Source organism: Azoarcus sp. CIB, assembly GCF_001190925.1.
GTDB lineage: Bacteria > Pseudomonadota > Gammaproteobacteria > Burkholderiales > Rhodocyclaceae > Aromatoleum.
In genome coordinates, this window is record NZ_CP011072.1 from 4,000,462 (window position 1) to 4,019,009 (window position 18,548).

The 18,548-nt window shown below is 64.7% G+C and carries 18 protein-coding genes and 2 tRNA genes; 3 read left to right on the forward strand and 17 right to left on the reverse strand.

Annotation, left to right across the window (positions count from 1 at the left end; translation table 11 throughout):
- Positions 1-67 precede the first annotated feature (67 nt).
- Genes AzCIB_RS17885 through mltB form a run of 3 tightly spaced genes read left to right on the forward strand, consistent with a single transcriptional unit; the run spans position 68 to position 3,913 of the window.
- Positions 68-964, forward strand: a complete 897-nt coding sequence (locus AzCIB_RS17885; protein ID WP_353611523.1) for a DUF58 domain-containing protein — start codon at positions 68-70, stop codon at positions 962-964.
- Positions 957-2,906, forward strand: coding sequence for a transglutaminase TgpA family protein (locus AzCIB_RS17890; protein WP_050417138.1), 1,950 nt, complete (start codon positions 957-959; stop codon positions 2,904-2,906). Before AzCIB_RS17885 ends, AzCIB_RS17890 begins: the two co-directional genes overlap by 8 nt.
- Positions 2,903-3,913 carry a lytic murein transglycosylase B gene (mltB, locus tag AzCIB_RS17895; RefSeq protein WP_050417140.1) on the forward strand — a complete coding sequence of 337 codons (1,011 nt, stop codon included), beginning with the start codon at positions 2,903-2,905 and terminating at the stop codon, positions 3,911-3,913. The genes AzCIB_RS17890 and mltB overlap by 4 nt, the downstream gene beginning before the upstream one ends.
- A gap of 29 nt (positions 3,914-3,942) precedes the next feature.
- Here the strand turns inward: mltB and rpoS are convergent, their stop codons facing one another.
- The 17 genes from rpoS to AzCIB_RS17980 all read right to left on the reverse strand — a co-directional run bounded on the left by rpoS (position 3,943) and on the right by AzCIB_RS17980 (position 18,456).
- Positions 3,943-4,878 carry an RNA polymerase sigma factor RpoS gene (gene rpoS / locus AzCIB_RS17900; RefSeq protein ID WP_050417142.1) on the reverse strand — a complete coding sequence of 312 codons (936 nt, stop codon included), beginning with the start codon at positions 4,876-4,878 and terminating at the stop codon, positions 3,943-3,945.
- A 10-nt stretch (positions 4,879-4,888) separates the two neighbouring features.
- A complete protein-coding gene (locus tag AzCIB_RS17905; protein WP_050417143.1) occupies positions 4,889-5,836 on the reverse strand; it encodes a peptidoglycan DD-metalloendopeptidase family protein in 948 nt (315 codons plus the stop codon).
- A complete protein-coding gene (locus AzCIB_RS17910) occupies positions 5,833-6,489 on the reverse strand; it encodes a protein-L-isoaspartate(D-aspartate) O-methyltransferase (RefSeq protein ID WP_083447056.1) in 657 nt (218 codons plus the stop codon). Before AzCIB_RS17910 ends, AzCIB_RS17905 begins: the two co-directional genes overlap by 4 nt.
- On the reverse strand, positions 6,486-7,229 hold the full coding sequence (gene surE, locus AzCIB_RS17915; protein WP_050417144.1) for a 5'/3'-nucleotidase SurE: 744 nt from the start codon (positions 7,227-7,229) through the stop codon (positions 6,486-6,488). The genes AzCIB_RS17910 and surE overlap by 4 nt, the downstream gene beginning before the upstream one ends.
- Positions 7,230-7,395: 166 nt before the next feature.
- Positions 7,396-7,472 (reverse strand) — tRNA-Pro (locus tag AzCIB_RS17920).
- A gap of 48 nt (positions 7,473-7,520) precedes the next feature.
- Positions 7,521-7,901 (reverse strand): MerR family transcriptional regulator, encoded by a 381-nt coding sequence (locus tag AzCIB_RS17925; protein ID WP_050417145.1) that lies wholly within the window; start codon positions 7,899-7,901, stop codon positions 7,521-7,523.
- Positions 7,882-8,193, reverse strand: a complete 312-nt coding sequence (locus AzCIB_RS17930) for an integration host factor subunit alpha (protein WP_050417146.1) — start codon at positions 8,191-8,193, stop codon at positions 7,882-7,884. The genes AzCIB_RS17925 and AzCIB_RS17930 overlap by 20 nt, the downstream gene beginning before the upstream one ends.
- Positions 8,194-8,200: 7 nt before the next feature.
- A complete protein-coding gene (gene pheT / locus AzCIB_RS17935) occupies positions 8,201-10,579 on the reverse strand; it encodes a phenylalanine--tRNA ligase subunit beta (protein ID WP_050417147.1) in 2,379 nt (792 codons plus the stop codon).
- A 7-nt stretch (positions 10,580-10,586) separates the two neighbouring features.
- Positions 10,587-11,618, reverse strand: coding sequence for a phenylalanine--tRNA ligase subunit alpha (gene pheS, locus AzCIB_RS17940; RefSeq protein WP_050417148.1), 1,032 nt, complete (start codon positions 11,616-11,618; stop codon positions 10,587-10,589).
- A gap of 67 nt (positions 11,619-11,685) precedes the next feature.
- Positions 11,686-12,045: a 50S ribosomal protein L20 gene (rplT, locus tag AzCIB_RS17945; RefSeq protein ID WP_018988925.1), complete on the reverse strand. Its 360-nt coding sequence runs from the start codon at positions 12,043-12,045 to the stop codon at positions 11,686-11,688.
- 12 nt (positions 12,046-12,057) lie between these two features.
- Positions 12,058-12,255 (reverse strand): 50S ribosomal protein L35, encoded by a 198-nt coding sequence (gene rpmI / locus AzCIB_RS17950; protein ID WP_015437124.1) that lies wholly within the window; start codon positions 12,253-12,255, stop codon positions 12,058-12,060.
- 140 nt (positions 12,256-12,395) lie between these two features.
- Entirely contained in the window at positions 12,396-12,920 is a 525-nt protein-coding gene (gene infC, locus AzCIB_RS17955; protein ID WP_083447057.1) for a translation initiation factor IF-3, read from the reverse strand.
- A gap of 28 nt (positions 12,921-12,948) precedes the next feature.
- Positions 12,949-14,865 (reverse strand): threonine--tRNA ligase, encoded by a 1,917-nt coding sequence (thrS, locus tag AzCIB_RS17960; protein ID WP_050417150.1) that lies wholly within the window; start codon positions 14,863-14,865, stop codon positions 12,949-12,951.
- Between the two features lie 169 nt (positions 14,866-15,034).
- Positions 15,035-15,111 (reverse strand) — tRNA-Val (locus AzCIB_RS17965).
- Between the two features lie 102 nt (positions 15,112-15,213).
- A complete protein-coding gene (locus AzCIB_RS17970; protein ID WP_083447058.1) occupies positions 15,214-16,806 on the reverse strand; it encodes a nitrite reductase in 1,593 nt (530 codons plus the stop codon).
- A 12-nt stretch (positions 16,807-16,818) separates the two neighbouring features.
- Entirely contained in the window at positions 16,819-18,024 is a 1,206-nt protein-coding gene (gene nirJ, locus AzCIB_RS17975; protein ID WP_050417151.1) for a heme d1 biosynthesis radical SAM protein NirJ, read from the reverse strand.
- Between the two features lie 105 nt (positions 18,025-18,129).
- Entirely contained in the window at positions 18,130-18,456 is a 327-nt protein-coding gene (locus AzCIB_RS17980) for a plastocyanin/azurin family copper-binding protein (protein ID WP_050418438.1), read from the reverse strand.
- Positions 18,457-18,548: the final 92 nt, after the last annotated feature.

The following is an 18,548-nucleotide window of genomic DNA, read 5'->3' on the forward strand; positions in this document are numbered from 1 at the left end:
GACCACCTTGCGTCACCACCTCGATCGCTGGCTGTTTCGGGTCGGACCGCCCGAAACGGCCCCGATCGTGCTCGGCCAGCGGCGCATCTTCGTGTTGCCGACAACCGCGGGCCTGGCCTTCGCGGCCGCGCTCCTGGTCATGCTGATCGCATCGATCAACTACAACCTGAGCCTCGGCTATGCGCTGGTGTTCCTCCTCGGCGGAGTATCGGTCGCGAGCATCGTGCACGCCTTCCGCAACCTGTTGCATCTATCCTTCACACCGGGACGCGTCGAGCCGGTCTTTGCCGGTGAAAGTGCCTGTTTTCACATTGTCGTGACCAACCAGAGGCATGCGCGACGGCCTTCGCTACGTCTCAAGGCGCACGGAGCGATCGTGCCGTTCGAGATCGGGGCCGGGGACAGGGCCGACCTGACCGTTCCGGCCGTAACCGCGGGACGCGGCTGGATGGCACTCGGCCGCGTGCGCATCGAAACGACCTATCCGCTCGGCTTGATTCGCGCCTGGAGCGTACTGGTTCCTGATCAACGCTGCCTCGTGTATCCCGCCCCCGAGCCCATGCCCCCGCCGCTGCCGGAGGGCGCGTCCCGCAGCCCGGGGCAACGATCCGGTTCGGCCGGCGACGATGACTTTGCCGGCCTGCGCAGGCACCAGCCGGCGGACTCTCCGCGCCACGTCGCATGGAAAACGCTCGCGCGCGGCGGTCCCATGCTCACCAAGCAGTTCAGTGGCATGGACGGCGGGGAGATCCATCTCGACTGGAACGACCTCCCCGCGAACCTCGGCACCGAGGCCCGCCTGTCGCGCATCACCGCGTGGATCGTGGCAGCCGAACAACGAGGGCTCGCCTTCTCGCTCGCGCTGCCCGACGCAAGGATCGCGACAGGACGCGGACCACAACACAGCATGAGCTGCCTGCGGCGTCTTGCCCTCTTCGGAACGGACGTCGCCGCCGATGCGTGACACGCGCGCGCCCACTCCCGCGCAGTTCGGCTGGCTGCTCGCCGCGGTGACCGCGACCCTCGCGCCACACGCGATCGAACTCCCCAACTGGCTCGTCATCCTCTGCGCCAGCCTCATCGCCATCCGCGGCGCGCTGCTGTGGCGGCGCGGGAAACCGCCCCACCAGCTCGTCATCGTGCTGACTGCCGTCGCAGCGGGAATCGGCGTGCGGCTCGAATTCGACCATTTTTTCGGCAAGGATCCCGGCGTCGCGCTGCTCGCCGCACTGCTGTGCCTGAAACTGCTCGAATCGCGCACCACGCGCGACCTTCGTGCGGCCGTCCTGCTCACCTACTTCCTGCAGCTCGGCCTGTTCTTCTACAACCAGACGCCGGGCATCGCCGCGCTCGCGCTCGCGGGAGCGCTGCTGACCACGACGACCCTGCTAAGCCTCGAGGACGCCGCCGCACGGCCGGTCGCCCAGCTGCGAACCAGCGCAGCGCTCCTCGCGCAGGGCCTGCCCTTCATGCTGGCCCTGTTCGTACTGTTCCCGCGTGTGCAGGGTCCGTTGTGGGGCCTGCCATCGGATGCATACAGCGGCATGACCGGGCTCTCCGACACGATGACGCCCGGCTCGATCAGCCAGCTCGGCCTATCCGATGCCATCGCCTTCCGCGCGGAATTCGACGCCCCGCCGCCGCCGCCCTCTCAGCGCTACTGGCGCGGCCCGGTGCTCACCCGCTACGACGGGCGCAGCTGGCGGCCGGGCTTCAGCACGATCGCCGCGGCGCCCCGTTACGAACCTTCGGGCCGCGCGTACGAATACCGTCTCACCCTCGAACCGCACAATCAGCTCTGGCTCCTCGCCCTCGATTTCCCGGCCCCGAACATCCCGAAGGCGCGCTACGCCGGCGACTTCCGGCTACTCGCCGAACAGCCCGTGCGCACGCGCACACGCTTCGACTTGCGCTCATATCCCGCAACCGCGGTGGGCAAGGACGAGAACGCCATGGTGCTTGCCGAGGCGCGGCGGCTTCCGGCGAACGTTAATCCGCGCAGCAGGGCCCTGGCACTTGAAATCGCGGCAGTCGGCTCCGACCCTGCCGCGATCCTCGCACGCACCCTCGAACGCCTGCGCGGCATGGACCTGACGTACACGCTCAGCCCGCCCCTCCTGGGCACCCATGCAGTCGACGAATTCCTGTTCGACACCCGCCAGGGGTTCTGCGAGCATTTCGCGTCGGCCTTCGTGTTCCTGATGCGAGCCGCGGGCGTTCCGGCCCGCGTCGTCACCGGCTATCTGGGCGGCGAGATCAATCCGGTCGACGGCAGCCTGGTCGTGCGGCAATCCGATGCCCACGCCTGGGCGGAAGTATGGCTAGCCGGGCGCGGCTGGGTGCGCGTCGACCCCACCGCGCAGTCGGCCCCGTCCCGCATCGAATTCGGACTGAGCGCAGCCCTGCCGGACTGGGACGTCCTCCCGCTGCTGCGGCGCCCCGGCATGGACTGGCTGCGCGACCTGCGGCACCGCTGGGAAGCCCTGTCGAATACGTGGAACCAGTGGGTTCTTGGATACAATTCCGACCGGCAACGCGACCTGCTCGAGCGGCTGGGCTTTCCGCAGCCAGACTGGCGCACGTTGGCGATGCTCCTGGGCGTTTCCGCGACGGGCCTGATGCTGCTTCTCCTGGCATGGGCCTTTGCGCAGCGCCGCCGGCACGACCCGCTCGACGCCGCCTGGGCCAGCTTTTCCCGCAAGCTCGCCCGCCACGGTGCGGCCAGGCACCCGTGGGAGGGACCGCTCGATTACGGCAAACGGCTGGCGATGACCTTCCCTGAGCACGCCGAGCCGCTGCGCGCGATCAGCGATGACTACGCCAGGCTGCGCTACCGCGCCGGACCTGCCGACCCGCACAGCGTGCGCTTGCTCGCCCGACACATCCGGAGACTGAAGCTGAAATGAAACGTACCCTCGCCGCCGCAGTCATGAGCCTCGGACTGATCTCCCAGCCGGGCCTCGCCAGCGGCTCCTACGCCGAACACCCCGAAGCAATCCGCTTCGCGGACTCGATGCAGGAACAACACGGCTTCGACCGCGGCGCTGTGCTCGCTGCACTCGCACAGGCCCGCCACGAAGCTCGGGTCATCGACCTCATCCGCCCGCCCGCGACGCCCGGCACCCGCTCCTGGCAGCGTTACCGCGCACGCTTCCTCGACGGCAAACGGATCGAGGGCGGCATCGCATTCTGGCAGGAACACGCGGCCGCACTGCAGAAAGCCGCCGATCAGTACGGCGTCCCGCCCGAAATCGTCGTCGCCATCATCGGCGTGGAGACCTATTACGGGCGCAATACTGGCAATTTCGAGACCGTCTCCGCGCTCGCGACCCTCGCCTTCGACTACCCGCCGCGCGCGGCGCTCTTTCTGCGCGAACTCGAACAACTGTTCCTGCTCGCGCGCGACCAGGTCCGCGATCCGCTGTCGTACTACGGCTCCTACGCCGGCGCGCTCGGCTACCCCCAGTTCCTGCCCAGCAGCATCCGCAGCTATGCCGTCGATTTCGACGGCAATGGACACATCGACTTCGACGACGAGCCCGTCGACGCCATCGGCAGCGTCGCCAACTACCTTGCCCGGCATGGATGGGTTCGCGGCCAAACGGTCGCCATCCCCGCCCTCGTGCCACCCGAAACCGATGCGCAGGCACTCGTCGACGCCGGCATCGAACCCGCGCTCGCGCCCGAGACGATCGCCGCCGCCGGCATCGTCGCCGCCAGCGCCAATCCGCCGGCAGCCCCGGCGACCCTCGTCGACCTCGCGACCCCGGGCGCACCGACCGAATACTGGCTCGGCTATCGCAACTTCTACGTGATCACGCGCTACAACAAGAGCAGCTTCTACGCAATGGCCGTGTACGAACTGGCACGCGCACTGCGCGACCAGTACGCGGACCTCGCCGCACCGCAATAGGCACAGCCGCAATCAGCGGGAAAAAAGCGTCAGAGCAGTTCGTCGCGCGAAATACCGCGGCGCTTCACGGTGCGCCGCAACTGGCTCAGCGCCTCGAGCTGGATCTGGCGCACCCGCTCGCGCGTGAGCGACAGGCGCGCAGCCAGCTCCTCCAGCGTCATCACCTCGCATTCGTCGAGGCCGTAGCGGTGACGGATGACCAGGCGCTGCTTCTCGTTGAGCATCCCGATCCACTCGCGTATCAGCGCCTCGACCTCGGCATCCTGGATCGACAGATCGGGCGACGTCGCCTGGTCGTCGGCCAGCGATTCGCCGATCGACAGCGTAGGATCGATGTCCAGCGGCGCATCGAGCGACGCCGTGTGCTCGCTCAGGGACAGGATCGCGCGCACCTCGTCGACGGACTTGTCCAGCAGCGTCGCGACCTGCTCCAGCGTGAACTCCCCATTCCCTGCTGCCTCGAGGCTGCGCTGTGCGCGCAGGACCTGGTTGAGTTCCTTCACCACATGGACCGGGAGCCGGATCGTGCGCGACTGGTTCATGATGGCCCGCTCGATATTCTGGCGTATCCACCAGGTCGCATAGGTCGAGAAGCGGAACCCGCGCTCGGGATCGAACTTCTCCAGCGCGTGCATCAGGCCGAGGTTGCCCTCCTCGACCAGGTCGAGCAAAGGAATGCCGCGATTGAGGTAATGCTTGGCGATATTGACGACCAGGCGCAGATTGCGCTCTATCATCGTCTGGCGGGCCTGGAAGTCGCCCACCCTGACGCGGCGCGCCAGCGTCGCTTCCTCCTCAGCGGTCAGCAGCGGATTCGCGCCGATCTCGTTGAGGTAGATTTGGGTGACGTCGCTGAGAAACTCGTTCTCGAAAACTGGCGCGACGCGCTCGACAAAAACCTCCACCTCGAGGGGCAGATCCGGTTCCTGACTCTCTACATCGTCATGACTTGCCGGATCGTACATAGCCTCCTCGTCAGCGTGCAGGCAAATACTTCAGCGGATCAACCGGGCGGCCCTGCTTGCGGATCTCGAAATGCACCTTGGGACGATCCGCATCGGTGCTGCCAAGCTCCGCGATCTTCTGGCCTTTCGACACCGAATCGCCTTCCTTCACCAGCAACTGCTGATTATGCGCATAGGCTGTCAGGTAATTCGCATCGTGCTTGATGATGACCAGTTTTCCATAGCCACGCAAGCCGCTTCCGGAATACACCACCTTTCCGCCTGCGGACGCCACCACCGGATCGCCCGCCTTGCCGGCGATGTCGACGCCCTTGTTCGTGCCCTCGTCGAATGTTTCGATGACCTGCCCCGAGGCCGGCCACAGCCATGTGGTATTGCCCGGCGCCTTGTCCGGCTCAGGCGCGGCAGGGGCCGGAGTCGGGGCGGCAGGAACGGTCGCGCCCGCCCGCGGATTCAGCGAGGCCCACGCCTCGTCACTATAAGGCTGCTTGCCTCCACGGGGCTCCTGCTTGAACCCGCCCGCGACCGGCGGGGTGGTTTCGCCCGGGGTCTTGACCGGCTGGACGTCCACCGGCTGCGTGATCGCGATCGGCTGCGCCACCGCGCCGGCCGTCGCGCCACCGCCCGCAGCGGAAGCCGTTGCAGCGCCCACCCTCAGCGCCTGCCCGACATGGATCTGGTTGGGATCGGAGAGGCCGTTCCAGCCGACCAGATCCTTCACCGTGACTCCGTACTGCCGCGCGATCCCCAACAGCGTGTCCCCGGGGCGCACCACGTGAGTCGGAGCATCCGTCTTCGACACCACACCCGCTGCACCCGCGGCAGGCTCGGCGGCGGGCGGAGGGGTACCGTCCCTGACGGGGGCGGGCCGCGGGGTCGCACACCCCACCAGCACCGCGACGACGCCGCACAGCGTCAGCCAGCGGCACACATGACCAAGCTTCACTGAATCACTCATTCCGTACCAGTCAATAATGGGACGAACCGCACAGCATCGAGGCGACTCTCCCTGAAAACATTCCCCTGCCGCTCGATCATCACGAGCCTCTGGTCCGCGCCACCGACGGGCAGCATCAGCCGCCCGCCCGAAGCAAGCTGCTCTTTGAGGGACACCGGCACGCTCGCCGCAGCAGCCGCAACTATAATCGTGTCATACGGAGCGGCCTCGGGCAAACCCATCGTGCCATCGGCACATTTCAGCCGCACGTTGGGCAAACGCAGTGGGCGGAGATTTTCGCGCGCAACATCGAGCAACGGACGGATCCGTTCCACCGCATAGACTTCCTTGGCAACGAAGGACAACACCGCTGCCTGGTAGCCACAACCCGCTCCGACTTCCAGAGTCCGCCCGAGTTCGCGGCCGGCGCGCAGCGTCTCGATCATCTTCGCAACCACGAAAGGCTGCGAAATCGTCTGCTGATAGCCGATGGGCAGTGCCGTGTCGTCGTACGCGCTGTACGCCAGCCCCTCTTCGACAAATGCGTGCCGCGGCACCTGCATCATCGCCGCGAGCACCTTCTCGTCCCGGATGCCCTGAGCGCGCAGGCGCTCCACCATGCGAGCCCGCGCACGTGTCGCGGCCTGGCCCACATCGGGCCGGCGCAGGCTCATCGTGCCAGCCACTCCGAGACACCCGGCATCAGGTTGTAATGCGTCAGGTCGATCTGCAGGGGCGTAATGGAGACAAACCCTTCCGTCACGGCGTTGAAGTCCGTTCCTTCACCGGCATCGGCCGCCTGCCCGGCTGCACCGACCCAATATACCGTCTCGTTGCGCGGCGTCACGCTGCGGATCACCGGCTCGGCCTTGTGGCGCTTGCCCAGCCGTGTGATCTTCTGCCCGCGCAACTCCTCGTACGGTCGGTCAGGAACGTTCACGTTCAGCAACACGGGCTGGCGAAATGGATCACGCAGGAAACGTTCGGCCAGGTCGCGCGCCACACGCGCCGCAGCGGAAAAATCGCTCGCCTGCTTGCTCACGAGCGAAATCGCAATCGACGGCACGCCGAGCAGGTAGCCCTCCGTGGCCGCCGCGACCGTGCCGGAGTACACCGTGTCGTCACCCATGTTGGCGCCGTGATTGACCCCCGACACGACCATGTCAGGCAGATGATCCAGCATCCCCGTCACGGCCAGATGCACGCAGTCCGTGGGCGTACCGTTGACGAAATGGAAGCCGTTGGCCGCGCGACGCAGCGACAAGGGGCGATCGAGGGTCAGCGAGTTGCTCGCACCGCTGCGGTCGCGCTCGGGCGCCACGACGGTCACGTCCCCCACTTCGGAGAGGGCCGCTGCCAGGGCGGCGATGCCAGGAGCAAAATAACCGTCGTCGTTGCTGACCAGAATGCGCATGATTTTTCCGTTCGGAGGGATACAAACCACGATGCCGGGCCGGATGTATCACAGAAGCGGCGAAGCATCTTAGCACACCGACGCACCCCCGCCCGGTCACCCGGAGAGTCCGACGGAGTGCATAAAAGCAAAAACCGGCCAGCGGCCGGTTCTTGTTTGAATTTACTGGTCGGGGCGGCGGGATTCGAACTCGCGACCCCTTGCACCCCATGCAAGTGCGCTACCAGGCTGCGCTACGCCCCGACACAAGCCGCCATTATAGCAGCACTGTCGGATTTTGCCAGCCTAGAATCACGCTTTCAGCAGAGCAAGCGTCGCCACGATCTCCGCCCTCACGCCGGTGAGCATTTCGCGCAACCGATCGGACTCCTCCGCCTCCTCCTGCTCATGGATGGCGGACTCACCAAGCTTGTTGCGCGCACCCGAGATCGTGAAGCCTTCGTCGTACAGCAGCTCGCGGATGCGGCGCACCAGCAGCACTTCATGATGCTGGTAGTAGCGCCGATTGCCACGCCGCTTCACCGGCTTGAGCTGGGTGAACTCCTGCTCCCAGTAGCGCAGCACATGGGGTTTCACCGCGCACAACTCGCTCACTTCACCGATTGTGAAGTAGCGCTTGGCCGGAATCGGCGGCAGAGGCCCGGAGGCCTCGTTATGGCTGCTTGCCTGCATCGCTCAGCTGCTCCACGGCTGCCTTCAGCTTCTGACTGGCATGGAAGGTAACGACGCGGCGGGCGGTGATCGGAATTTCCTCGCCGGTCTTCGGGTTGCGTCCGGGCCTTTGCGGCTTGTCGCGCAGCTGGAAATTGCCGAATCCGGAAAGTTTTACGGACTCGCCCTTTTCCAGGGCCAGGCGGATCTCCTCGAAGAAGCCTTCCACCATGTCCTTGGCTTCACGCTTGTTGAGGCCGACACGCTCGAACAGCATGTCGGCCAGCTCTGCTTTGGTCAGGGTAATGTTCATTCTGGGACTATCCACGCAAGCGGGCGCCGAGCACAGTTTCGGCATGATGGACGATCGCCGTGACTGCGGCATCCACCTCTGCATCCTCAAGCGTGCGTTGAGTATCTTGCATCAACACCCTGAACGCAAGGCTCTTTTTCCCCGGATCGATGCCTTTGCCATGATACACATCGAAGAGCTCGACACCCTTCACGATGGCGGGCGCCGACTCACTCAGCACCTCGATCACGCGCGCGACCGGCAGCGCCTGCTCGACGACGAGGGCGAGGTCGCGGGTGACCGCGGGCTGACGCGAGATTTCCGCGTAGGCAGGCAAATCGGCCAGCAGCGCCGCATCCATGTCGAGCTCGAACACGACCGGTGCGGCACCGAGGTCGTAGCGTTGAACCCAGACCGGGTGAAGCTCGCCGACGACGCCGATGCGACGCCCGTCCAGCAGCACCGCCGCGGCGCGACCGGGATGAAGTGCAGGCTCCGAAACCGGCTCGAACTTCAGGGTGCGCGGCGCAAAGAGGGCCTCGACGTCCCCCTTCATATCGTAGAAATCGACATTGCGGGTCGGCGCACCCCATTGTTCGGGCAGCGCAGAGCCGGCCGCGAGACCAGCGACACGTACGGGCTGATGGAAGCCGGCGATCGGTTCGCCGTCGGCCTTGCGCTCGAAACAGCGGCCGATTTCAAACACGCGCACGCGGCTCAACTGCCGCTTGCGGTTCGCGACGAGATTGCCCGCGAGCCCAGGAATCAGGCTGCTGCGCATCACGCTCATCTGGCTGGCGATCGGGTTCGCGAGCCGGATCGGCGTGTCGCTGGAACAGAAGTCGCGCTCCCACGCCTCCTCGACGAACGCGTAGTTGACCACCTCCTGATAGTCGCGACCCGCCAGCAGATGACGGACGTCCCAGACGCTGCGGCCGGACTCGGAACGGTCCAACATCGCCAACCCACCCTGCGGCGGCAGAGCCGGGATGTTGTCGTAGCCGTAAAGGCGCGCGATCTCCTCAATCAGGTCTTCTTCGATCTCGATGTCGAAGCGGAAGGACGGCGGCACGACGAGCAGGTTCTCACCCTCGTGGGACACGCCGAGGTGCACGCCATTGAGCAGTTTAACGATCGCGGCATTGTCGGGATCGATGCCAAGCAGGCGACGCGCGCGCGCCGGACGCAGACGGACCGGCTTGCGTGCAGGCAGATGCTCTTTCGACACGGCCTCGACGACCGGCCCCGCCGCACCGCCGCAGATTTCAAGGATCAGCTGCGTCGCACGCTCGATCGCGCTCGCCGCCAGCTCGAAGTCCACGCCACGTTCAAAGCGGTGCGAGGCATCGGACACGAAGCCGTAGCTGCGCGCGCGACCCGCGATCGCGTCGGGCGCGAAGAAAGCGCTCTCTAGGAACAAGTCGGTCGTCTCGAGCGTGATCCCGCTCTCCTCGCCACCCATGATGCCGGCGAGCGCCAGCGCACGTGTCTCGTCGGCGATCAGCAGGGTGTCGGCCGCCGGAGTGACGGTCTGCTCGTTGAGCAGCAGCACCTGTTCGCCCTCGCGCGGATAGCGCACGTGGATCGCACCGGACAGACGCGCGTTGTCGAAGGCGTGCAAGGGCTGGCCGAGCTCCAGCATCACGTAGTTCGTGACATCCACGAGCGCACTGATCGAACGCACGCCGCAACGCTGCAGGCGCTGCTTCATCCAATCCGGCGTAGGGAGCTTCGCGTCGACGCTGCGCACGATACGCCCGCAGTAGCGCGGACATGCCGCTGGCGCATCGAGCACGATGGCACGCCGATCATCGATGGTCGGCTCGACTGCCACGACTTCCGGCACGGAAAGCGGCTGCCCCGTCAATGCTGCAACTTCGCGGCCGACGCCGAGCAGGCTCAGGCAATCCGAGCGGTTGGGCGTGAGCTTGATCGTGAACAGCGTGTCGTCTAGCGCCAGATACTCGCGCAGGTTCGTCCCGACGGGCGCGTCGACGGGAAGATCCATCAGACCGGCATGATCTTCCGAGAGACCCAGTTCGCGGGCCGAGCACAGCATGCCGAATGAGTCGACGCCCCGCAGCTTGGCCGCCTTGATTTCGAAGCCGGGCAACTTCGCACCGACGACGGCGCAGGGCACCTTCATGCCGACCGCCGCATTCGGCGCGCCGCAGACGATCTGCAGCAACTCGCCCTGCCCCGCGTCGACCTTGCACAGCTTCAGCTTGTCGGCGTTTGGATGCTTTTCCGCCTCGACGATCCGGGCGATGACGACGCCGGTGAAGGGCGGCGCAACGGGAGCTGATTCTTCCACCTCGAGGCCGGCCATCGTCATGAGATGTCCGAGCGCCTCGCTGTCGAGCGGAGGATTGACGAGGCTCCGCAGCCACTGTTCCGAGAATTGCATGTTTCGATTACCTGAATTGGCTCAAGAAGCGCAGATCGCCTTCGAAGAACAGGCGCAGATCGTTGACACCGTAGCGCAGCATCGTGAGACGGTCCGGCCCCATGCCGAAGGCGAAACCGGTATAGCGTTCGGGGTCGATGCCGCCGAACCGCAGGACGTTCGGATGCACCATGCCGCAGCCGGCGATCTCGAGCCAGCGCCCCTTAAGCGCACCGCTCATGAAGGCGACGTCGATCTCGGCGCTGGGCTCGGTGAAGGGGAAGAACGAGGGACGGAAACGCACCTGCAGGTCTTCGGTCTCGAAGAACTTGCGCAGGAAGTCGGCGATCACGCCCTTGAGGTCGGCAAAGCTGACGCTTTCGCCAACCCACAGGCCTTCGACCTGATGGAACATCGGCGAATGCGTGGCGTCCGAATCGACGCGGTACACACGACCCGGCGCAATGATGCGCAGCTCGGGCATGTGCTCGCGCCCGGCATGGCGGGCGGCATGATCGAGCATCGCGCGCACCTGCACCGGACTGGTGTGCGTGCGCAGCAGCACTTCGTCATTGCCTTCGAGGTAGAAGGTGTCGTGCATCGAGCGCGCGGGGTGGTTTTCCGGCGTATTCAGTGCCGTAAAATTATGCCAGTCGGTCTCGATTTCCGGACCGTCGGCAACCACGAAGCCGATCGAGCGGAACAAACCCTCGATGCGCTCGAGCGTGCGGCTCACCGGATGCAGGCCACCAACCGACGCGCCGCGGCCCGGCAAGGTCACGTCGAGAGCCTCGGCCGCGAGTTGGGCGAGCAGAACGGCTTCGCGCAGGGCAGTGCGGCGAGCTTCGAGCGCCGCCTCGATCGCATCCTTGGCGCGGTTGATCTCGGCGCCCGCCGCGCGGCGCTCTTCAGGCGCGAGCTTGCCGAGGCTCTTGAGCTGCTCGGTGAGCACGCCCGTCTTGCCGAGAAAGCGCGCCTTGGCCTGTTCGAGCTGGGCGCCGTCCGCCGCCGCTGCGAACTCGGCCGTAGCCTGTTGAACGAGTTGATCGAGCTTATCCATTTGCTTGCCGTGGAAAATTCAGGAAAAAAAAAGGAGGCCAGGCCTCCTTTTTTCGTGCTGCGTTCGATTACGCAGCGAGTTTGGCCCGGGCCTGATCTGCGAGCGCCGCAAAAGCGGGCTTGTCGAACACGGCCAGGTCGGCCAGCACCTTGCGGTCCACTTCGATCGCGGCCTTCTTCAGGCCGTTCATGAAGGTGCTGTAGGTCAGGCCCACTTCACGCGCAGCGGCGTTGATACGGGCGATCCACAGGGCACGGAACTGGCGCTTGCGCTGACGACGGTCGCGATAGGCGTACTGACCGGCCTTCATCACCGCCTGTTTGGCGATGCGGTATACGTTCTTGCGGCGACCGCGGTAACCCTTGGCCTGATCGAGAACCTTTTTGTGACGCGCGCGGGCGGTTACACCACGTTTAACTCTGGGCATTGTGGTCTCCTATCAAGCGTAAGGCAGCATGGCGCGGATCAGCTTCTCGTCGGCGGCGTGGACTTCCGTCATGCCGCGCAGCTGGCGCTTGCTCTTGGTGGTCTTCTTGGTAAGGATGTGGCGCTTGAACGCCTGGGACCGCTTGATCCCACCACTAGCGCGGACTTTGAACCGTTTGGCGGCTCCGCTCTTGGTCTTCATCTTCGGCATTGCTAACTCCAGGTTTATGAATGACGCCAGGTAGCGTCGCCATGCGGCGCGTTTTCAACCTGACATCACTTGTATTCCGGCAGACATACCCGCCGGGATTTGCCTCCAGCCAAGGGCCGGGGGCAGATTTTCGGTCGCGCTCAGCGGTTCTTCTTCACCGGCGCGATCACCATCACCATCTGACGCCCTTCCATCTTGGGCATCTGCTCGACCTGACCCAACTCCTCCAGATCGGCCTTGACCCGCTCGAGCTGACGCAGGCCGAATTCCTGGTGCGCCATTTCCCGACCGCGGAAACGCAGCGTCACCTTGCACTTATCACCTTCTTCAAGGAAGCGCTTGAGGTTGCGCAACTTGATCTGGTAATCGTTCTCGTCAGTTGCAGGACGGAGCTTGACTTCCTTGATCTGCACCTGCTTCTGTTTGAGCTTGGCTTCGTGGGCCTTCTTCTGCTCCTGATACTTGAATTTGCCGAAATCCATCACCCGGCAGACCGGGGGCTGCGCCATCGGCGCGATTTCGACAAGATCCAGCCCGGCTTCTTCAGCCGCATCGAGGGCCGCTCTCAGGGACACGATACCGATCGGTTCGCCGTCTTCACCGACCAGACGAACTTCGGGCGCGCTGATCTCCTCATTGACGCGCTGCTTTTTTTCTTGAGCGATGGTTCAGTTCTCCACGAATGCCAAAAAATCAAATCGAGGCCGACCGCGCTTCAACTTCGCGCTGCCAACGCTCGATCAGGGTATCGAGGGTCATCTGGCCAAGATCCTGGCCCCCTCTGGCACGCACGGCAACGAGGCCCGCAGCCTTTTCCTTCTCGCCAATGACGATCTGGTAGGGCAGCTTGTGCACGCTATGTTCTCGGATTTTATAGGTAATCTTTTCGTTACGCAAATCCGCCTCGACCCGGAAACCCGCCCGCTTCAAGCGTTTTGTAACTTCCGTCGCGTACTCGGACTGACCTTCCGAGATATTCAGGACCACGGCCTGGACCGGAGAGAGCCACAGCGGCAGCGCCCCCGCGAAGTGCTCGATGAGGATGCCGATGAAACGCTCGAGCGAGCCGAGGATCGCGCGATGCAACATCACGGGATACTTCTTGGCGTTGTCTTCGGCGACGTATTCGGCCCCGAGACGGACCGGCAGATTGAAGTCGAGTTGCAGCGTGCCGCACTGCCACACGCGGTTGAGGCAGTCCTTGAGCGAGAACTCGATCTTCGGCCCGTAGAACGCCCCCTCGCCCGGCTGCAACTCATACGCGAGCCCCTGCGCGTCGAGCGCGGCCGCGAGCGCGGCCTCGGCCGCATCCCACTGCTCGTCGGTACCGACGCGCTTGTCGGGGCGCGTCGACAGCTTGATCAGGATGTCGTTGAAACCAAAGTCGGCATACACCTTCTGCAGCAGACGGATGAAGGCGGCCGACTCGGCCTGCACCTGATCCTCGGCACAGAAGATGTGCGCATCATCCTGCACGAAGTTGCGCACGCGCATGATGCCGTGCAGCGAACCGGAGGGCTCGTTGCGGTGGCACGAACCGAACTCGGCCATGCGCAGCGGTAGGTCCCGGTAGCTCTTCAGACCCTGGTTGAAGATCTGGATATGACACGGGCAGTTCATCGGCTTGACGGCGTAGTCGCGCTTCTCCGACTGCGTCGTGAACATGAGGTCCGAATACATGCCCCAGTGCCCCGATTTCTCCCACAGCGAGCGATCGACGATTTGCGGCGTCTTCACTTCCTGGTAGCCGTTATCGAGGATGGTGCGGCGCATGTACTGCTCGACCTGCTGCCACAGCGTCCAGCCGTTGGCGTGCCAGAACACCATGCCGGGCGCCTCTTCCTGCAGATGGAAGAGATCGAGCAGCCGACCGAGCTTGCGGTGATCGCGCTTCTCGGCCTCTTCGAGCATATGAAGATAGCTCTCGAGGTCTTCCTTCTTCGCCCAGGCGGTGCCGTACACGCGCTGCAGCATCTCGTTCTTCGAATCACCGCGCCAGTACGCGCCGGCGAGCTTGGTCAGCTTGAAGACCTTGAGCTTGCCCGTCGAGGGGACGTGAGGACCGCGACACAGGTCGATGAAGTCGCCCTGACGATAGAGCGAGACATCCTCTCCCTGCGGGATCGAGGCAATGATCTCGGCCTTGTAGTTCTCGCCCTGCGACTTGAAGAATTCCACGGCCTTGTCGCGCGGCCACACTTCGCGCGTGACCGGGATCTCGCGCTTGACGAGTTCGGCCATGCGCTTTTCGATGCTTTCGAGGTCTTCCGGCGTGAAGGGGCGCTTGTACGAGAAGTCGTAGTAGAAGCCGTTCTCGATGACCGGACCGATCGTGACCTGAGCGTCCGGGAAAAGCTCCTTCACCGCATGCGCAAGCAGGTGAGCGGTCGAGTGCCGGATGACATCCACACCCTCTTCGGTCTTGTCGGTGACGATAGCGAGCGATGCATCACTTTCGATGCGATGCGAAAGATCGACGAGCTTGCCGTCCACCTTGCCGGCAAGCGAGGCTTTCGCGAGACCCGCTCCGATCGACGCCGCGACGTCGAGCACGGTCACCGGATGGTCGAAGCTGCGTACGGAACCGTCGGGGAGCGTGATGTTCGGCATGATCTCTAGGCCTCGAGAAGGGGTGACGAAAAGCTGGATGATGGAAAATGTGGACGAAAAAAAAGTGCGGACGGGCCGCACTTTTTTCCTGGAGCACTACAGCGGAGCCCGACTTTTCAGCTTCCGGCTTCAGTAGTAGTTCGGAAGATCATCTTCCAGCTCCATACGTTGGTAGGCGCGATTGGACTCGAACCAACGACCCCCACCATGTCAAGGTGGTGCTCTAACCAGCTGAGCTACGCGCCTGCTAAGAGCTGCGCATTATAGGCATCACTTTCGAGGTGCGCAACACCCTTTTCAAAATTTCTTCAAAAATCCTCCGGGCGCCCCAAACGGGAAACGTCCGCCTCAATGGCTAGTGCCTTCCTCGCGCGAGATCTTGTTCCACACGTTGTACTTGCCGACCGGTTTCTTCATCGGCAGGCGCTTTACTTCCTCGAGCGTCTTGGCGTCGTAGACGATCAGCGCACCGTCCATCTCCCACAGGCTCGCGAGCGCATAGCGGCCGTCGCGCGTGAACTCGATGTGCGCGAGCGTCTGGCCCGGCGCGGCCTTGAGCTCCTTGACGATCTCCAGCGTCTGCTTGTCGATGACCTGCAGCGTGTTCTTGGCCTCGCGACTCATCATCGAGTCGACGAAGGCGTAGCGGCTGTTCTCGTGGCTGCGCAGGAAGAAGCCGGGGCCGCGCGTGGGGATGCGCTTGACGACGCTCCAGTCCTTGAGGTCGATGACCGTGACTTCGGCGGCCTTGAGGTTGGTGCTCGCCATCACGCGCCGGCCCTGCCAGTCCCACGAGATGCCGGAGCCGAGATGCGGCATGCCGTCGAGCGCCAGGTCGGCGATCTTGCGGCGCACGTCGAGGTGCACGACCTGCCCTACGCCTTCGCGCGAGGCGCCGAGAACGGTTGAGTAGTCTTGGGTGAAGAAGAAGTCGTCGAGCGGATCGGCGAGCGTGGTGCGGCGCGGATTGAGGTAACCGGGAACGAAAGCGCCTTCGCGGTACTTGAAGTCGTGGACGAAACCGGTAGGGATGTCCTCGACGTGGCGGTCGTAGCTGATCTCCCAGATCTCGGGCACGTCCTTCAAAGCGGCGACGAAGCTGTTGCGTGGGGTGGCTTCATAGACCGCCGACACGCGCGAACTGGTCTTGCCGTCACGGTCGGTGACGGGGATGGATTTCAGCAGGTTGAGTTCGCCGTCGAGCAGCACCAGCGTGTGTGGCAGGTAGTTGGCGACGGCAACGTGCTTGCCGTCGGGCGACACGGCGACGTTGCGCGTATTGATGCCGGCGCGGACCTCGCTGACGACCTTGAGGTTCCACAGGTCGTACTTGGTGATCCAGCCGTCGCGCGAAGCGAAGAACACGAAGCGGCCGTCGGCCGTGAACTTCGGCCCGCCATGGAGCGCATGCCGGCTCGGGAAACGGTGGATGCGCTCAAGCTTGTCGCCGTCGAGCACCGAGACGTGATGGTCGCCGGTTTCGACGACGAGGAAGAGGTTCATCGGGTCGGCGTCGAACACCGGTTTCGCGGGCAAGGTCGCCGGATCGATGTGGGCGATGCGCGAGGCCCGGATGTCGGACTCGCTCCAGCTCGGCGCGGGCACGACCGGGGTATAGATCCACGCGACGAGAGCGGCGATCTGTTCCTGGGGAATCAGGGCGCCGAACGGCAGCATTTGCGTCGCAGTACGACCGTCGCGGATCACCGTTGCGGCCTCCTCCTTGCGCAGGCGCGCGAGGTTTTCGGGCAGCAGCGCGGGGCCGGTTGCGCCGAGGCGGTCCGGACCATGACAGGCGGCGCAGTGTTGCTGGTAGACCGCCGCGGGGCCCTCCGCGCCCCGCGAGTCGGCCGCATGCAGCGCGAGGGCCGCGCCGACGAGTAAGCCGGAAAGAACCAGGACGCGCCGGACGGGCGACGGCAGAGTGTGCGTGGATTTCATGGAATCCTCGGATCAGGCGGTGCGCCGACGGGAAACGAAGGGGGTGGTGACGACGCGCTCGCCAGCGACCTCGCCGGCTTTCACGCCGATTTCGTCGTCACTGAGGTAGCAGCCGGGGTCCTCGGCCCACGGATCGCCGGTGATCTGCTGTGCACGCACGCGCGAGCTGCCGTTGCAGATGTCGAGATGGTGGCAGGCACCGCAGCGCCCGGACAACGCGCGCGGATGCTGCTTGAGTCCGGCCATCAGCGGATTGGACAGGTCGCTCCATATCTCGGAGAACCTGCGCTCGCGGACGTTACCGAGGGGAACGTGCCACCACATCGTGTCGGGATGAACGACGCCGAGGTTGTCGATGTTGGCGACGTTTACCCCGCTGGCGTTGCCGCCCCATTGCGCGAGCTTGCCGCGGATGTGTTCGACATGCTCGGGGAAGCGCCGCGCGATCCAATGCAGCAGGTAGACGCCGTCGGCGTCATTGTTGCCGGTGACGAAGTCCTTTTCGATGCCGCGCCGGTGCAGGTCCAGGCAGGTTTCGAAGAGCAGGTCCATCGCGTCGCGCGTGGTCTGGTGGCGTGCGTCGTCGGCGCGGTGCTTGTTGCCGCGGCCGGCGTAGTTGAGGTGCGAGAAGTAGAACTTGTCGATACCCTCGTCCTCGACGAGGCGCAGCAGCGCCGGCAGGTCGTGGGCGTTGTCCTCGGTCATCGTGTAGCGCACGCCGACCTTGATGCCACGCCCGAGGCACAGGCGAATGCCGGCCATCGAGGCCTCGAAGGCGCCGTCGAGGCGGCGGAACTTGTCGTGGGTGGCGCCGATGCCGTCGAGGCTGACGCCGACGTAGTCGAAGCCGGTGTCGTCAATCGCGTCGATATTGGCGTCGTTGATCAGCGTGCCATTGCTCGACAGTCCGACATAGAAGCCCATCTCTTTCGCACGCCGGCCGATCTCGAAGATGTCGGGCCGCAACAGCGGTTCACCACCGGACAGGATCAGCACCGGCACGCGGAAGGACTTGAGGTCGTCCATCACCCGGAGGACGTCGGCAGTCGAGAGTTCGCCCGGGAAGTCCTTGTCGGCCGAGATCGAGTAGCAGTGCTTGCAGGTGAGGTTGCAGCGACGGATCAGGTTCCAGATGACGACGGGGCCAGGGGGATTGCGGCGCGGGGCGACGGGCGTCGGGTGGTCGAGTTCGCGGATGAAGTGCGAGATGCGGAACATGGGACTCTCCTCAGAGCTGCCATTACAGCGAACCGCAGCCTTCAGGGAAATGACGCCGGTCAAGGGCGGGCGGATGGCCGCAGGGACCGCCGGCGCGCCCGGGACTCACTCGCCGACGACGACGGCACCCTTCATCTCGGGATGCGGGCCGCATCGGTACTCGAAACGCCCGGCCCGCGGAAAGGTGCGGGACCATTTCTCGCCGGGGAAGAAGCGCTCGGACTCTTCACCGGTCGCTTCGAACAATACCGAATGGCTGGTCCGCTTTTCCCGATTGACCCACGTGACCGTGTCGCCCGCGCGGATCTCGACTACCGCGGGAGAATATTTGTAGTCGACGATGGACACTTCATGCTCGGCAGCGCAGACGATACCGATCTGCCACGCGCCGAGCAGGGCGACCACGGCCGCCGCGTTGGTCTTGAGACGCACGATCATCCCCCGCAAAAGGTACTTGTCGAACGGAACGAAGCCGCCTCCCCCGCGAACGGAGGAAGGCGGCTTGGGGCACAGGCGCGCGAGCG

Bases quoted from the DNA above. Each gene is read 5' to 3' on its own strand.
- pheT (WP_050417147.1), bottom strand. From the start codon at position 10,579: ATGCAATTCTCGGAACAGTGGCTGCGGAGCCTCGTCAATCCTCCGCTC.
- nirJ (WP_050417151.1), bottom strand. From the start codon at position 18,024: ATGTTCCGCATCTCGCACTTCATCCGCGAACTCGACCACCCGACGCCC.
- thrS (WP_050417150.1), bottom strand. From the start codon at position 14,865: ATGCCGAACATCACGCTCCCCGACGGTTCCGTACGCAGCTTCGACCAT.
- AzCIB_RS17930 (WP_050417146.1), bottom strand. From the start codon at position 8,193: ATGAACATTACCCTGACCAAAGCAGAGCTGGCCGACATGCTGTTCGAG.
- mltB (WP_050417140.1), top strand. From the start codon at position 2,903: ATGAAACGTACCCTCGCCGCCGCAGTCATGAGCCTCGGACTGATCTCC.
- pheS (WP_050417148.1), bottom strand. From the start codon at position 11,618: ATGGATAAGCTCGATCAACTCGTTCAACAGGCTACGGCCGAGTTCGCA.
- AzCIB_RS17890 (WP_050417138.1), top strand. From the start codon at position 957: ATGCGTGACACGCGCGCGCCCACTCCCGCGCAGTTCGGCTGGCTGCTC.
- AzCIB_RS17970 (WP_083447058.1), bottom strand. From the start codon at position 16,806: ATGAAATCCACGCACACTCTGCCGTCGCCCGTCCGGCGCGTCCTGGTT.
- AzCIB_RS17925 (WP_050417145.1), bottom strand. From the start codon at position 7,901: ATGCAGGCAAGCAGCCATAACGAGGCCTCCGGGCCTCTGCCGCCGATT.
- surE (WP_050417144.1), bottom strand. From the start codon at position 7,229: ATGCGCATTCTGGTCAGCAACGACGACGGTTATTTTGCTCCTGGCATC.
- AzCIB_RS17905 (WP_050417143.1), bottom strand. From the start codon at position 5,836: ATGAGTGATTCAGTGAAGCTTGGTCATGTGTGCCGCTGGCTGACGCTG.
- rplT (WP_018988925.1), bottom strand. From the start codon at position 12,045: ATGCCCAGAGTTAAACGTGGTGTAACCGCCCGCGCGCGTCACAAAAAG.
- rpoS (WP_050417142.1), bottom strand. From the start codon at position 4,878: ATGTACGATCCGGCAAGTCATGACGATGTAGAGAGTCAGGAACCGGAT.
- rpmI (WP_015437124.1), bottom strand. From the start codon at position 12,255: ATGCCGAAGATGAAGACCAAGAGCGGAGCCGCCAAACGGTTCAAAGTC.
- AzCIB_RS17910 (WP_083447056.1), bottom strand. From the start codon at position 6,489: ATGAGCCTGCGCCGGCCCGATGTGGGCCAGGCCGCGACACGTGCGCGG.